Annotated in this window: 12 protein-coding genes; 5 read left to right on the top strand and 7 right to left on the bottom strand. The window is 63.0% G+C overall.

Annotated features, from left to right (window positions below; all coding sequences use genetic code 11):
• Positions 1 to 18 precede the first annotated feature (18 nt).
• The gene (gene ligD / locus DMX11_RS16090) at positions 19 to 2,517 is read right to left on the bottom strand and encodes a DNA ligase D (RefSeq protein ID WP_110745398.1); all 2,499 of its coding nucleotides are present in this window, start codon (positions 2,515 to 2,517) and stop codon (positions 19 to 21) included.
• Between the two features lie 128 nt (positions 2,518 to 2,645).
• Between ligD and DMX11_RS16085 the strand changes: the two genes are divergently transcribed.
• Together DMX11_RS16085 and DMX11_RS16080 are read left to right on the top strand one after the other, a co-directional pair.
• A complete protein-coding gene (locus DMX11_RS16085; protein WP_110745397.1) occupies positions 2,646 to 3,110 on the top strand; it encodes a phosphotransferase system, HPr-related protein in 465 nt (154 codons plus the stop codon).
• On the top strand, positions 3,107 to 3,331 hold the full coding sequence (locus DMX11_RS16080) for a metallothionein (RefSeq protein WP_110745396.1): 225 nt from the start codon (positions 3,107 to 3,109) through the stop codon (positions 3,329 to 3,331). Before DMX11_RS16085 ends, DMX11_RS16080 begins: the two co-directional genes overlap by 4 nt.
• A gap of 141 nt (positions 3,332 to 3,472) precedes the next feature.
• Here the strand turns inward: DMX11_RS16080 and DMX11_RS16075 are convergent, their stop codons facing one another.
• The 5 genes from DMX11_RS16075 to DMX11_RS16055 are packed head-to-tail and all read right to left on the bottom strand — an operon-like array spanning position 3,473 to position 7,769.
• Entirely contained in the window at positions 3,473 to 3,874 is a 402-nt protein-coding gene (locus tag DMX11_RS16075; protein ID WP_371921798.1) for a hypothetical protein, read from the bottom strand.
• 43 nt (positions 3,875 to 3,917) lie between these two features.
• On the bottom strand, positions 3,918 to 4,871 hold the full coding sequence (locus tag DMX11_RS16070) for a lysylphosphatidylglycerol synthase domain-containing protein (protein ID WP_110745394.1): 954 nt from the start codon (positions 4,869 to 4,871) through the stop codon (positions 3,918 to 3,920).
• Complete coding sequence (gene clsB / locus DMX11_RS16065; protein ID WP_110745393.1) at positions 4,871 to 6,073, bottom strand: cardiolipin synthase ClsB; 1,203 nt, start codon at positions 6,071 to 6,073, stop codon at positions 4,871 to 4,873. Before clsB ends, DMX11_RS16070 begins: the two co-directional genes overlap by 1 nt.
• Entirely contained in the window at positions 6,070 to 6,855 is a 786-nt protein-coding gene (locus DMX11_RS16060; protein ID WP_110745392.1) for an endonuclease/exonuclease/phosphatase family protein, read from the bottom strand. Before DMX11_RS16060 ends, clsB begins: the two co-directional genes overlap by 4 nt.
• Positions 6,852 to 7,769, bottom strand: a complete 918-nt coding sequence (locus DMX11_RS16055; RefSeq protein ID WP_110745391.1) for a DUF72 domain-containing protein — start codon at positions 7,767 to 7,769, stop codon at positions 6,852 to 6,854. The genes DMX11_RS16060 and DMX11_RS16055 overlap by 4 nt, the downstream gene beginning before the upstream one ends.
• 166 nt (positions 7,770 to 7,935) lie before the next feature.
• Here DMX11_RS16055 and DMX11_RS16050 point away from each other — a divergent pair, with 166 nt between their 5' ends.
• Positions 7,936 to 8,310, top strand: a complete 375-nt coding sequence (locus DMX11_RS16050; RefSeq protein ID WP_110745390.1) for a low affinity iron permease family protein — start codon at positions 7,936 to 7,938, stop codon at positions 8,308 to 8,310.
• A 22-nt stretch (positions 8,311 to 8,332) separates the two neighbouring features.
• Positions 8,333 to 8,884 (top strand): ATP-dependent Clp protease proteolytic subunit, encoded by a 552-nt coding sequence (locus tag DMX11_RS16045; protein WP_110745389.1) that lies wholly within the window; start codon positions 8,333 to 8,335, stop codon positions 8,882 to 8,884.
• A 69-nt stretch (positions 8,885 to 8,953) separates the two neighbouring features.
• Here DMX11_RS16045 and DMX11_RS16040 read toward each other — a convergent pair whose 3' ends face one another.
• Positions 8,954 to 12,733 (bottom strand): CheR family methyltransferase, encoded by a 3,780-nt coding sequence (locus tag DMX11_RS16040; RefSeq protein WP_110745388.1) that lies wholly within the window; start codon positions 12,731 to 12,733, stop codon positions 8,954 to 8,956.
• 288 nt (positions 12,734 to 13,021) lie between these two features.
• Between DMX11_RS16040 and DMX11_RS16035 the strand changes: the two genes are divergently transcribed.
• Positions 13,022 to 13,231: a general stress protein gene (locus tag DMX11_RS16035; protein ID WP_110745387.1), complete on the top strand. Its 210-nt coding sequence runs from the start codon at positions 13,022 to 13,024 to the stop codon at positions 13,229 to 13,231.
• The last annotated feature ends 100 nt before the right edge of the window (positions 13,232 to 13,331 follow it).

Below are 13,331 nucleotides of genomic sequence, written 5' to 3'. Positions count from 1 at the left end.
TCTCCCGGGTCATGGCCATCATTCGAGCCCCAGTTGCCTGCGCATGCGGGCGGTAATGGACTGGCGCACCTTGCTCATGTCCGCCCAGGGGTCTTCGACCTCTGCCAGGCGCTCGTGCAGGTTGGCGATGTTCCACTGGTTGGCCGCCTTGATCTGGGGCAGTTCCTCGCGCCAGATCGGCACCGACACCGGCAAGCCGTCTCGGGCCCGCAAGGAATAAGCGCATGCCGTGGTTGCGCCCTTGCCGTTGCGCAGGTAGTCGATGAAAATCCGCCCGACCCGGTTCTTTGGCCCCGACACCGCACTCAGGCGCTCTGGGAACAGCCCGGCCAGGTGTTTGACGATGGCGTGGCTGAAATCCTTGACCTCGTCCCAGCCCGCCCGCCGGGTCAACGGCACGACTACATGCATGCCTTTGCCGCCGCTGGTTTTCAGAAACACCCGCAAACCCAGTTCATCGAGCAGGGTGAGCGTGAGCTGGGTCGCCTCCAGCATGGCCTTCCACGGCAGTGCGGGGTCAGGGTCCAGGTCGAGCACAAAGCGGTCGGGCTTGTCGAAATCCTTGTCTGTAGCGTTCCAGGTGTGCAGTTCGAGCATGTTCATCTGCACCGCGCCAAGCAGCGTGTCGGCTCGATTGATGACCATCGCTGCCTGGCCGGCCTCGGCCTTCTCGTAGTTGAGCACGTGGGGTATGTGCAGCTGCTCCGCGTTTTTCTGAAAGAACAGCTCGCCGGCCAAGCCGTCTGGGGCACGCACCAGCGCTACCGGCCGATGCTTGAGCTGGGGCATGAGGTACGGGCTGACGGCGGCGTAGTATTCGGCCACCTCGCGCTTGGTTACCCCGGTAGTGGCGTCGATCACCCGGTCGGGGTGGGTCAGGCGCAGTTCGCCCAACGTATCAGGCGCCTTGGCCTGCTTGCGTTTGGCTAAGGTCTTGGCGGGCATGGCGCGCTCCAGGTCAATGGCAGTTGGCGGCTTGTCATCACGCAGGCCGTGGAACACCGCATGGCGCACGATGCCGTCCCGGGTCATCTGGGCATAGGCCACTTCGGCCAGCAGTTGCGGCTGCAGCCAATGCACGCCACGGGCTTCGGCACCGGTGGGTGGCCTGGACAGGGCTGGCCCGGTGGTTTCCAGAGGTGTGAGCCGGGCATGGATGGTGGCCAGGGTGGTGGCACTGAAGCCGGTGCCGACCTTGCCGGCATAACGCAGCTCGCCAGTGTCTTTGTCGTGCAAGGCCAGCAACAGGGCACCGAAGCCACTGCGGCTGCCTTTCGGGTCGGTGTAGCCGACGATCACGAACTCCTGGCGCTGCTTGCACTTGAGCTTGACCCAATCGGAGCTGCGGCGACCGCTGTAGGGGCTGTCGGCACGCTTGCCGATCAGGCCTTCAAGCGCCAGGCGGCAAGCGCTGTCGAGCAACGACTCGACGGGCTGGTCGAAGTCATCGGAGTACTTGAGAAGCTCCGATTCGTTGTGTTCCAGCAAACGCCGAAGGGCTTCACGGCGGTCCTGCAACGGCCGTTGGCGCAGGTCCTGGCCGCCGAGGAAGGGCAGGTCGAACAGGTAATAGGTCATGTTCTCGTCATGCTGGGTGTCAAAGGCGTTCTGCAACGCCTGGAAGTCTGCGGCGCCATGCTCGTCAGCCACGACCATTTCACCGTCGAGCCAGGCCGAATCGATGCCAAGCGCGCGCAGGGCAGCGACCTGGCCGGGCATCTTGCTGCTCCAGTCATGGCCGTTGCGGGTGAACAAGCGGATGTCTTCGCCGTCTATGCGGGCGAGGATGCGGTAGCCGTCGAACTTGACCTCATAGCGCCAGTCGCCACTGGGGGGCGAATCCACCAGGGTGGCCAGTTGTGGCTGCAGCTGTGCCGGTAGTACCGCCTTGCGGGCATTGCCTGCGCGTTTACGGCTGGCCCGCGGTGTGGCTGCTGCCGTGTTGGCAGTTTTGCGTGGGACCAGCGTGCGGTCGCTGAGTACGCTGTCGGGCTGGGCCTCGACAATACTGTAATCGGCTTCGCTACGGGCCTGGCTATCGTGCGATTTCACCAGCATCCATTGCTCTTTCTTGCCGGCCAGGTGTGTGCGAAACAGGTTCCACACGCCACTGAGCTTTTCGCCTTGCAGGCGAAAGCGCAGCTTGCCCTTGGCATAGGCCTCCCGCGCATCGCCTTCCGGTTCCCAGATACCACGATCCCAGACGATGACATCCCCGGCGCCATAATGGCCTTCGGGTATATGGCCCTCGAAGTCGGCGTAGTCCAGTGGGTGGTCCTCGACGTGTACGGCCAGGCGGCGGACCTTGGGATCCAGTGAAGGGCCCTTGGGGATCGCCCAGCTTTTAAGCGTGCCGTCGAGCTCCAGGCGGAAGTCGTAGTGCAGGTGACTGGCGTCGTGTTTCTGAATGCAGAATTGCAGCGCGTGAGCCCGCTTGCCCCGACCGCGCTTGCCGCTGGGCTCGGGCGTTGCGTTGAAGTCGCGCTTGCGCGCGTATTCCTGCAGGGGCTTGGCCATGGCGGGCTCCGGGCGAATCACAGTCTGTAGAAATGGGAGGCAATGGCCAGGTGGGTAGTTCAAAAAACTCTGAATCTTCTGCAGTGCGACGCAGTCGACCACATGAAGCCACCTGAAGGAGAACGCACATGGCCAGAGCAGATGAACCGAAGCCCTACACCCCCAGTGAAATCGACGACACTGAAGACCGCATGGGCAGCGTCCATGAGCTGGACTTCGACGAGCGCCTGGACGAGCGCGAAGGGCGCGTGGGTGACCTTCGCCCCGCCGACGAGGTCGCCCGCGAATTCCCGCCACGGCGCGTGGCTGAAAGTGGCATGACCGGCGGCGAGGCGTTGAGCGACAGCCTGCATGAGGACAACGTCACCTATGACGATCTGAGCCCGGACACCCTGCTGGACGAAACCGGCGCCCGCGACCCGCACGAACCGGGTGGCAGCGGCGGCCCGGCAGACCAAGTGCTGCGGCGGGTGGATGCCGACGAGATTGGTGGCGGGATCGGCCTGGACGAGGCCGAGCTGGCACGGTCTGCACCGCTGGATGGCGAACCGTGGACCGATGACGTGATCGATGAAGAGGAGGGCAAGCCATGAACGAGCAGCGTTGCGCGTGTGCGCACTGTTCCTGCAGCGTGGATGCCAACGCCTTGCAGCGCGATGGCAAGGCCTACTGCTGCGAAGCCTGCGCAAGCGGGCATCGCCACGGTGAAGCGTGCCGGATGGGCGACTGCCATTGCGGTGAAAAGCCGGGGGAGAGTGCCGTGGACAATGCGCTGGATGAGACGTTTCCGGCGAGCGATCCGATTTCGCCCTGAGGCTTCCTGGTGCTCAGGGCAAACGAGTGCTCTGTAGCACGCGGCCTTGCGCTGCGATGACGCCATTATTGCCAGGGAAGGCCGTTGGCTTGGCCGGCCTCTTCGCAGCACACGGCGCCTTTCAGCGATTGGCATGCCAGATCAATGGGTTTGCCAGATGCCGTTGTTGCGCTCGCAATCGGTGCGGGCCTGGCCGAGGCTAGGGGTGTCGTAATAGTAGGTGATCACCCGGGCATCCTTGGGCATCGCGGGTTGCTCACCGCCGGTAGCCTTGGGGTTGGCCAGCGCTTCCTGGGTCAGTGGCGCAATACAGCTGCCGACACTGCCATCGGCACATCGCGCAACCTTGTGCTTCTCGCTGTTGAGCATGTCTTTGCTCTCGTTGCTGCACGACCAGTTGATCGCTTCGGCGGGCAGGTTGCTGTAGCTGTAGCAGGTGTGCCGCTCAACTGGCGTTACCGCGTCGCTGGAGGAGCGGGTCAGTACGTTGCAGGCTTCGGCCAAGGCCTGGCCGCTGGCCAGGCTGGCAACAATCAACAGCATCACTCGAATACGCACTTGCCACCTCCCGGGCCAATGGCCCTTGTCAGGTCTCGGCGGGCTTGTCGCGCCGGCGCATGGCCTTGGCGCGCTTTTCCAGGATCAGGTAGGTAACCACCGCCAGCAGCAGCGGCAGCAGGTAGTACAGCGTGCGGTAGCCCAACAGCGCAGCCACCAGGGTGCCTTGGGCCATTTGCCCGTGCAGCAGGGCAAGGAAGACCGCTTCAAGCACACCCAGCCCCGCCGGGATGTGGGCGACCACGCCTGCCACACAGCTGATCAGCAAAATGCCCAGAATCGAGGGGTAGAACGCGTCTCCCGGCAGTAGCCAGAAGATCAGCAACGCCATCAGGGCCCAGTTGCTGGCACCCAGTGCCACTTGGCACAGCGCCAGTCGCAACGAGGGCAGCGTCACTTCATGGTCACGCCAGCGCCAGGTCCGTTTTTTGGCCAGGCCACAGGCTAGCAGGTAGCCCGTGGCAACAGCCAGCAACAGCAGGCCGATCAGGCGCAGACCGGTGGCGCCCACCGCCCAGCTGCTGGGCAGCTCGACCAAACCCAAGGCAAACACAGTACCGGCCAGCAGCATGTAGCCCATCCAGTTGGTCAGCAGGCCCAAGGTAAGGATGCGGGTAATGGTCGGGGTATCCAGGCCCAGGCGGCTGTATAGCCGGTAGCGCAAGGCAACACCGCCTACCCAGGTGGTGAAGTTGAGGTTGAAGGCATAGCAGACAAAAGCAATGGGCAATACTTGCCTTGCCGGCAGGTGGTGCCCGGTATACGCCCGCGCCAGCAGGTCGTAGCTGGCGAAGGTCAGGTAGCTGCACAGGGCGATTGCAAGGCCTATGGCCAGCGTACCGGGCTTGTACGCCAGCAAGGACTGACGTACCTCATTCCAGTCCAGGTTACGCGCCAACAGGTATAACAGCACCGGGATCAAGACCAGGAAGGCCACAGTGAGCAGGCGTTTGCCCCAGGTTTGCCAAGCTTTGCGCGCCATCAGGTGTTGCCCTCATGCAAATCGCCCTGGGAGGACGCCTCTGGTTGCGCCGAGCGCAAACGCTGGCGATGCGCCGGGAACCACCCGGCAATGCGCGGGAAGTGGCGGATTACATGGAAGCACACGAAGATCAGCGGTGCCCGCCACCAGTAGCCGCGGATCATGCGTTCCAGTGTGACCGGCTTGCACTGCTTGCTTGCCAGGGCTTGCAGATGCTCGTGCAGTTGCTGGTTGAACGCGGGGTCGCGGATGAACAGGTTGGCCTCCAGGTTGAACGACAAGCTCAGCGGGTCCAGGTTGCTGGAGCCGACGGTGGCCCACTGGTCGTCCACCAGGGCAACCTTGCCGTGCAAGGGCCGCTCGCAGTACTCGTGAATGGCCACACCGTCGCGCAACAGGTAGTTGTACAACAGCCGGGACAGCGCTCGGACCCAGCGCATGTCTGGCTGGCCTTGCAGGATCAGCCGCACCTCCACGCCACGCCGGGCCGCGTTGCGCAGTTCCCGCATCAGGCGATAACCCGGAAAGAAATAGGCATTGGCTACCACGATGCGCTGCTTGGCGGCGCGAAATGCCTGCAGGTAATGAGCCTCGATATCGGTACTGCGTACCCCGTTGTCGCGCTCGACCAGTACAGCGCTGCTAGCGCCAGCCGGCTCAGTGACCGGCCTTACGGCGCTGGGCGGCTGCAGGACCGGCGACATGAGGCGCTTGCTGGCGGCGTGCACCTGCGCCACCACCGGGCCTGTGACTTCCACGGCGTAGTCCTGCTTGGCCATGGCGCCAAAGTCACCCAGATGGTCGGCGCTGTAGTTGATACCACCGATGAATGCCCGCTCACCGTCAACCACCACGATTTTGCGGTGCAGGCGACGAAACAGGTTGGTACGCATGCCCACCAGCCGCGGTTGCGGATCGAAGGCATGGAAGCTGACGCCGGCATCGGTCATCGCCGCAATGAATGCTTCGGGCAAGTCAGCGGTGCCGTAGCCGTCCACGGCCACCTCGACCCGCACGCCTCGGCGCGCCGCGTCTATCAACACCTGCTGTAGCTGCCGGCCGACCTTGTCATCGAAGATGATGAACGTTTCCAGCAGAATCTCTTCCCGTGCCTGGGCCATGGCCTCGAACACCCGGGGGTAATATTGTTCGCCGTTGATCAACAGCTCCACGCGGTTGCCATCTACCCAAGGTCGGTTCACAGGTTTATCTCCGCGGCCAATGGGACGTGGTCGGAAAGGTGCGACCACGGATACTTGGACAACACCTTGGCATTGTCGGGTACGGCGTTGCGCAGGTAGATGCGGTCCAGGCGCAACAGCGGCAAGCGCGCCGGAAAACTCCGCGCGGGGGTGCCGGAACATGCGCCGAACGCTTCGACCAGGTGCTGGCTGAGCAGCGCGTCCGCCTTCAGCCGCCAGTCATTGAAATCCCCGGCAATGATGACGGGGGCTTCGGGCGGCAAGCTGGCCAGCAGATCGAGCAGCAGCTTCACCTGGCTTTGCCGGTGGGCCTCGCGCAGGCCCAGGTGCACGCACACTGCATGCACCTGATCATGCCCGGGTACGTCCAGCCGGCAATGCAGCAAGCCGCGCTGCTCGTTACCCTGTACCGAAACATCAAGGTTGTTGAAATGGGTAATTGGAAACTTCGACAGCAGCGCGTTGCCGTGGTCACCGTGTGGGTACACTGCATTACGCCCATAGGCGAACTGCGGCCACATGCTGTCGGCGAGGAACTCGTATTGCGGCGTTTCCGGCCAGGCTGGGTGCCGCAGGGCGTGTTGCTGGTGACTGCCGTGCACTTCTTGCAAGAACACCAAATCAGCGCCGGTGGCGCGCACAGCCTCGCGCAGTTCAGGCAGGATGAAGCGCCGGTTGAAGAAGGTGAAGCCCTTGTGCACGTTCAGGGTCAACACGTTGAGCCGGCGTACGGCGGTTAGCTTGTCGATGGTGCGGCGCGGGGCGGGGAGGGTCTGGTTCACAGGGCCACCTCCGGCACCACGCCAGGCTCAGTCATCAGGTCATGGTCAAGCGACAGCTTCTGCAGCAGCCGCCGGGCGTCGTAGGGCGCATGCACTTTCTGGTCATTGTCGAAATAGCAGTAAACATCACGCGCGGCGCGCCTAGGTGGCGGCCCGGGCACGATCAAGCGGGCATCTTCCACTTGGCTACCCCGGCTCCAGTGCTGGATGCGCTCCTTCCAGCGCCGCAACGCACGAGCGGTATAGCCGCTGCTGTACAGCTCCACATCCCCATGCAGGCGCATGTAGACGAAGTCGGCGGTCACATCCTCGACATAGGGCCACTTGCCAGCGCTGTCGGCCACCACCAATGCCACCTGATGCTTGCGCAGCAACTTGACAAAGGCCTCGCAGACGAAGCTTTCGTGGCGGACCTCCACGGCGTGGCGCAAGCGCGCGTTGCCTTCGATCGCCAAGCCGCCATTGCCCTTCAGGCGCTCGGCGCAGCCTTGGGCACACTCGCGGGCGGCCTGGCGATTACGCGGCAACAACGCCAGGAACCGGGCAAAGCGCGCCTCATCGAACTTCATGTTCGGCGGAAACTGCCACAGGAACGGGCCGAGCTTGTCGCCCAGCAACAGCGGCCCCGAGGCAAAGAAATTGGCGACGGGCTCCTCGATGTCCTTCAATCGCCGCACATGGGTAATGTAGCGCGGCCCTTTCACTGCAAACACGAAACCCTCTGGTGTTTCGTCACGCCAGCCCAGATAGCGCTCGGGGGTTTGCAGGCTATAGAACGAGCCATTTATCTCGATGCTGTTCACCGCCCGCGAAGCGAACGCCAGTTCGTCATCCTGGTGCAGGCCCTTGGGGTAGAAATCCTTGCGCCAGGGGCCATAACGCCACCCGGAGATACCGATGCGGATATCACTCACGCTGCCGCCCTCATTGCCGGTTCCTTGTTCGGTCGCTCTGAAGGTGCGACTCACAAAGGGCGGCGCGGGTTCAGCAGGATTGACCAACGGAAAACACCTACGGCAGGTTGAACTTTGCGGCGCCTGACGTTTCCACCGCATACGCGCGTCATGGAAGGGTACCAGGATGAAATTCGACCGTTTCGCCCACTGGCTTTCAAACTGGGCCGGCCGCCCGCTCAGCTTCGGCATCGCCTGCCTGCTGATCCTGACCTGGGCGGTTACCGGGCCGTTGTTCGGTTTCAACGATACCTGGCAGTTGGTGATCAACACCTCAACTACCATCATCACCTTCCTGATGGTGTTCCTGATCCAGAATACCCAGAACCGCGATAACGACGAACTGCACATCAAGATCGACGAGCTACTGCGCACCACGCGCCGGGCGCACAAGGCCCTGCTGGACCTCGAAGACATGGACCCGGCCGAGCTGCACGCCCTGCGCAAACACTACCAGCAGATGGCGGGGCAGGGTGACGATGGACAGAACGCCAAGGAATGACCTGCCAACCGTGGAGGCAAGCATGGCCAGACATATCATTCACTTCACCGGGCCGATCAACTCATCGACGTGTGGCAACCTGATCAACACCTGTTCCCGGGTATTGCAGCAAGGGCCCGAGGTGCTGCAATTGAACATCGCTACGATGGGCGGCGAATGCAGTTACGGCTTTACCCTGTACAACTTCCTGCGGTCCTTGCCGGTACCGGTGCATACCCACAACCTTGGCACGGTCGAGTCAATGGGCAATATCCTGTTCCTGGCCGGGGAACGGCGCACGGCGTGCAGCCACAGCAAGTTCCTGTTCCATCCGTTTCACTGGACCTTGCATGGTTCGGTCGACCATGCGCGCATGGCCGAGTATGCGATGAGCCTGGATTACGACTTGCAGCTGTATGCACAGATCGTCGCCGAGCGGACCCAAGGCGCGACCGAGGTACTGGATGTGCCGCGGTACCTGATGGCCTACCCACGGATACTGGGGCCTGCGGAGGCACTGGAGAACGGCATGATCCATGCCATTGACGAGATGCCGATCGAGTTGGAGGCGTGTCAGTGGAGCGTGCACGCCTAGTGCTTGCCTGTGCCGGCCCTCGCGCGGATGAACCGCCGTGAAGGGCCGGGACAGGCAACCCACCCGCCCTCAGTACGGTACCGTACCGCTCAACGCCTCGATGGCCTCGACCAGCTCGTCATAGCCGACCGGTTTGTTCAAGTGGCGATCGAACCCTGACTGCCGCGACTTGTGCTGGTCAGCGCTGGCGCCGTAGCCGGTAAGCGCAATGGCCGGTGTGTGGCGCAGGTGCACATGGCCGCGCAAGGCCTTGATCAAGGCATGTCCGTCCATCACCGGCATGCCGATGTCGGAGATGATGATGTCGAACTCTTCGCCCGCAGCCGCAGCAAGCGCCTCGAGCGGCTGACTGAAAGCGTTGACGCTGGCGCTCTCCATCTCCAGCAACTCCTGCATCACCTCGAGCACCGCCACGGAGTCATCCACCAACAGCACGCGGATACCGTTCAAACGGCCTTCACTCTGCACTTCCACACCTGGCACCGCCTGCGGCCCCTGTACATCGCACAACGGCAGGCAGACGGTGAACGTGCAGCCCAGGCCCAAACCAGGCGAACTGGCCTGAACGCTACCGCCCTGTGCTTCGGCCAGTTGCCGCACCAACGACAGGCCGATACCCAGGCCTTCACGGTTGTGGCTGGCCAGTTGCGGTGCAGCTTGGCTGAACAGGTCGAAGATATGGTCCAGGCTGTCGTGGCTCAAGCCCACGCCATGGTCGATCACCTGCAAGCATGCCTGATGGTCGTCGTGGCTGAGCACCAGGCGTATCTCGCCGCCGGCCGGGCTGAACTTGATCGCGTTGTTCAGCAGGTTCCAGATGATCTGCTCCAGCCGCGTGACATCGCCTTCGATCATCACCGGTAGCCCGTCAGCGGGCATTTCCAGGCGCACCGGGCAGGCGTGCTGCTCGTTCAACACCACGCCATGGATGCCTTGCAGGATGGCGCCGAGGTCTACCGGTTCGGTCTTGAGCTTGAGCTTGCCGGTGCGAATACGGGCCACATCCAGCAGGTCGTCGATGATCCGCGCCTGGCTCGAGACCGCCTCGCAGATGGTGGCGACAGCCTTGCTGGCTGCCCCGATGTTCTTGATCGATGGCAGGCGACGCAGAATTTCGGCATTGAGCTGGATCAGGTTCAGCGGGTGCTTGAGCTCATGCGACATGACGGCGAAAAACTCATCTTTCATGTGGCTGGAGCTCTGCGACTCTGCCAGTTGCCTGCTCAGCTTTTCTTCACCCTGGCGCACCCGTTCTTCGGCAGCATGGCTGCTGCTGATGTCGATGAACGTCAGCACCGTGCCATCGATTTTTTGTTCGCTGGACCGATACGGCAGCAGGCGCGCCAGGTACCAGTGGTCGTTCTGGCCGCCGATTTCTCGTTCAATGATGGCAGCACCCTGGGCCACGGCGCGGGCATCGTCGGCCAGCGCGGGGTAATCCAGGCGGTGGGTGATGTCGAGCAGCGAACGGCCGGTGTCGACGGCCAGGATATTGAACAGGTCGGTGGCGCGTGGGGTGAACCAGCGGATATGCAGGTTGCGGTCGACGAACACCGTGGCGATTTCGGTGCAGGCAATCAGGTTGCTGAGGTAGTCGTTGACCTTGTCGGTTTCCTCGACCTTGTTCTTCAGCTCGTAGTTGACCGTCAACAACTCCTCGTTGATCGACTGCAGCTCTTCCTTGCTGGTTTCCAGCTCTTCGCTGGCCGAACGCAGTTCTTCGTTGATCGCCTGCATTTCTTCGTTGGAGGCGGTCAGCTCTTCGCTGGAAACTTCCGACTGCTCGATGGTTTCCTGCAGTTGCAAGCGGGTGCGCTGCAGTTCGCGCTCGAGGTTGTGCAAGACCATGCTGTCGGTCTGGCGAATGACCCCGGGCAGCGGTAAGGACGGGTCCGGCGCGCGCTGTTCAAACACTACCAGCAGGCAATCGCTGCCATGGAGGTCGTCCCTGTAGGGCTGAACGGTGATCTCTACCTGTAACCTGTGCTCGCTGTCGACCAGGTCGACCGGGCGGGAAGTCACTGCCTCGGTACCTTGGCGAGCCTGGAACAGCGTGCTGCGCAGGGCCAGCCGCAAGCTGGGCAGTACCAGGCTGAGCAGGTTGCGGCTGGGCTCGCCACCGGCCAGCTGCAGGAAGCGACCGACGCCATCGCTCATGTGCAGGATATGGCCTTCGGTATCGACGATCAGGCTGGGCGGCATGCGCTGCGCCAGTGCCCGGTGGTGCAGTTCGGCATACGACGATTTGCGCCCGGGCTTGACCTTGGCCACGGTGTCCAGGTTGGTACTGCTGACGGACTTGCCCGGTAGCTGGCGTTCAGCGCGGCGCCCGGCATTGCTGACATCGCGGGCACGGAAGATGCGGTTGCGCTTGTCGACGGGGGCGAACAGTTCGCCGGCCACATCGGCCGACTCGGAGGAGCCAAGGAACAGGTAACCCCCTGGGCGCAAGGCAAAGTGGAACATCTGCAGGATGTCGCGCTGCACCTCACGGTCCAGGTAAATCAGAAGGTTGCGACAAACAATCAGGTCGATCTGCGAAAACGGTGGGTCTGATAGCAGGTTATGGCGGGCGAACAACACCTTCTCGCGCACCTCCTTGCGAACCCGGTAATGCTGGTCTTCCTTGACGAAGAACGGGCGCAGGCGACTCGGCGGCACGTCGGTGACGATCGCCTCAGGGTATGAGCCAATGCGGGCGATGCCGATGGCACGCTCATCAAGGTCGGTGGCGAACACCTGTACCTTGCGTGCGCGCTGCTCCAGCGCCAGCTGTTCGCACACCAGCATGGCCACGCTGTACGCTTCTTCACCGGTGGAGCAACCGGCTGACCAGATGCGGATCTCGTCATTGCCGTCGGCGGGGTCACGCTCGCAGGCCAGTTGCGGCAACACATGCCGCTCCAGTGACTCGAAGGCTTCGCGGTCGCGGAAGAAATTGGTCACGCCGATCAGCATGTCGGCGAGCAATGCAGTGGATTCGGCCGGGTGCTGCTCCAGATAACGCAGGTAGCCGGCCAGGTTGCTCTGCCCGGTCACATGCAAGCGTCGCTCGATGCGCCTTAGCACGGTGGCGCGCTTGTAGTGCTGAAAATCATGGCCGGTGTTGCTGCGCAACTGCAGAAGGATCTCTTCGAGCAGTGGTTCGCTTGCCTGGGCGTCACCCGCGCGGGTGCCCAGGGCGGGTGGCAGGGTGTCGTCTTCGATTTCGGGCAGCTTTACCTGGCGTGCATTGCGCCACAGTTCAAGCAGCTTTTGCGGCATTTCCGCCGCAGGCAGCACCAGGTCGACCATGCCGGTTTCGATGGCTGCACGGGGCATGCTGTCGTACTGGGCGTCATCCGGGGTCTGCACCAGGGTCACGCCGCCCTGTTCCTTGATCCGCGACAGGCCCACCGCACCGTCGGCGCCCGTGCCGGACAACACCACACAAAAGGCGTGGTCCTTGTGCACGTCGGCCAGGTCGCGGAAGAACAGGTCGATGGCGACGTGGTCGCCACGCCGGCGGTTGGCCGGGGCCACGCGCAGGTAACCGTCGTTGGTGGACAGGCGATTGGCGGGTGAGATCACGTAGACGTGGTTGCGTTCGATCGGCACCGGCTCGGTTACCTGGCGCACCGGCATCTTCGTGGTGCCCTGGATGATGCGGTCGGCCACGCTCTGGTGGTCGGGCGAAAGGTGCAGGACCACGACAAACGCCATGCCGCAATCGCTGGGCATTTGCCGGAACAGCGTACAGATGGCTTCCAGTCCACCTGCCGAGGCACCGATGCCCACCACCGGAAAATCCAGGTGGCTTGGGCTGAGCGCCGGGTTGTGCGGTGAGGCGGGTTGCTTGGGGGACGTCATCGGCGGAGCCTTGTGCAAGAGCCTTTGGTACGGCCCGTGACAGCAGCGCCGGGCATGTGGTGTGGCGGGATTATAGGCCGTCACCCGGCAATTGTGACCGCGGCCCGCGGGCCAAAGTGCAATCCGCTTGCAGCCAACACGCAAACATTTTGCCTGCGTGAGTTTCGTGCCACTGGTCAGGTACTGGCAAAACCATTGAGCAGAGCCGGTGATCGGCGGTTCGGAAATAATGCATGGCACAGATCCATGCCACACGCGACCAGCCAAACCATCGCAAGGAGAAACGACATGGCGCAGGACCAAGAGCGTACCCGCCAGCGTGGCGGCACCAAGGAAACCAACCCAGGCAACTTCGCCAATGACCGGGAACGCGCCTCGCGCGCTGGCCACAAGGGTGGCCAGGCGTCGGGTGGGAATTTTGCCAACGACCGCCAACGGGCATCGGAAGCCGGCCGCAAGGGTGGGCAGAACAGCCACGGCGGGGGCCGCAGCCAGTGAAGGGCCCACTCGTTTGACGTTGGGTACCCGATAGGTGCCGGGCCGCGATTCCGGGTGTGTCGACCCGGAATCGCGCCAGGACTTGCCAGGGAGATACAAG

It is taken from the genome of Pseudomonas sp. LB-090624 (genome assembly GCF_003205205.1).
Taxonomy (GTDB): domain Bacteria; phylum Pseudomonadota; class Gammaproteobacteria; order Pseudomonadales; family Pseudomonadaceae; genus Aquipseudomonas.
This window is presented reverse-complemented; position numbering and strand designations above follow the sequence as displayed.

Bases quoted from the DNA above. Each gene is read 5' to 3' on its own strand.
- ligD (WP_110745398.1), bottom strand. From the start codon at position 2,517: ATGGCCAAGCCCCTGCAGGAATACGCGCGCAAGCGCGACTTCAACGCA.
- DMX11_RS16085 (WP_110745397.1), top strand. From the start codon at position 2,646: ATGGCCAGAGCAGATGAACCGAAGCCCTACACCCCCAGTGAAATCGAC.
- DMX11_RS16080 (WP_110745396.1), top strand. From the start codon at position 3,107: ATGAACGAGCAGCGTTGCGCGTGTGCGCACTGTTCCTGCAGCGTGGAT.
- DMX11_RS16075 (WP_371921798.1), bottom strand. From the start codon at position 3,874: ATGCTGTTGATTGTTGCCAGCCTGGCCAGCGGCCAGGCCTTGGCCGAA.
- DMX11_RS16070 (WP_110745394.1), bottom strand. From the start codon at position 4,871: ATGGCGCGCAAAGCTTGGCAAACCTGGGGCAAACGCCTGCTCACTGTG.
- DMX11_RS16050 (WP_110745390.1), top strand. From the start codon at position 7,936: ATGAAATTCGACCGTTTCGCCCACTGGCTTTCAAACTGGGCCGGCCGC.
- DMX11_RS16045 (WP_110745389.1), top strand. From the start codon at position 8,333: ATGGCCAGACATATCATTCACTTCACCGGGCCGATCAACTCATCGACG.
- DMX11_RS16040 (WP_110745388.1), bottom strand. From the start codon at position 12,733: ATGACGTCCCCCAAGCAACCCGCCTCACCGCACAACCCGGCGCTCAGC.
- DMX11_RS16035 (WP_110745387.1), top strand. From the start codon at position 13,022: ATGGCGCAGGACCAAGAGCGTACCCGCCAGCGTGGCGGCACCAAGGAA.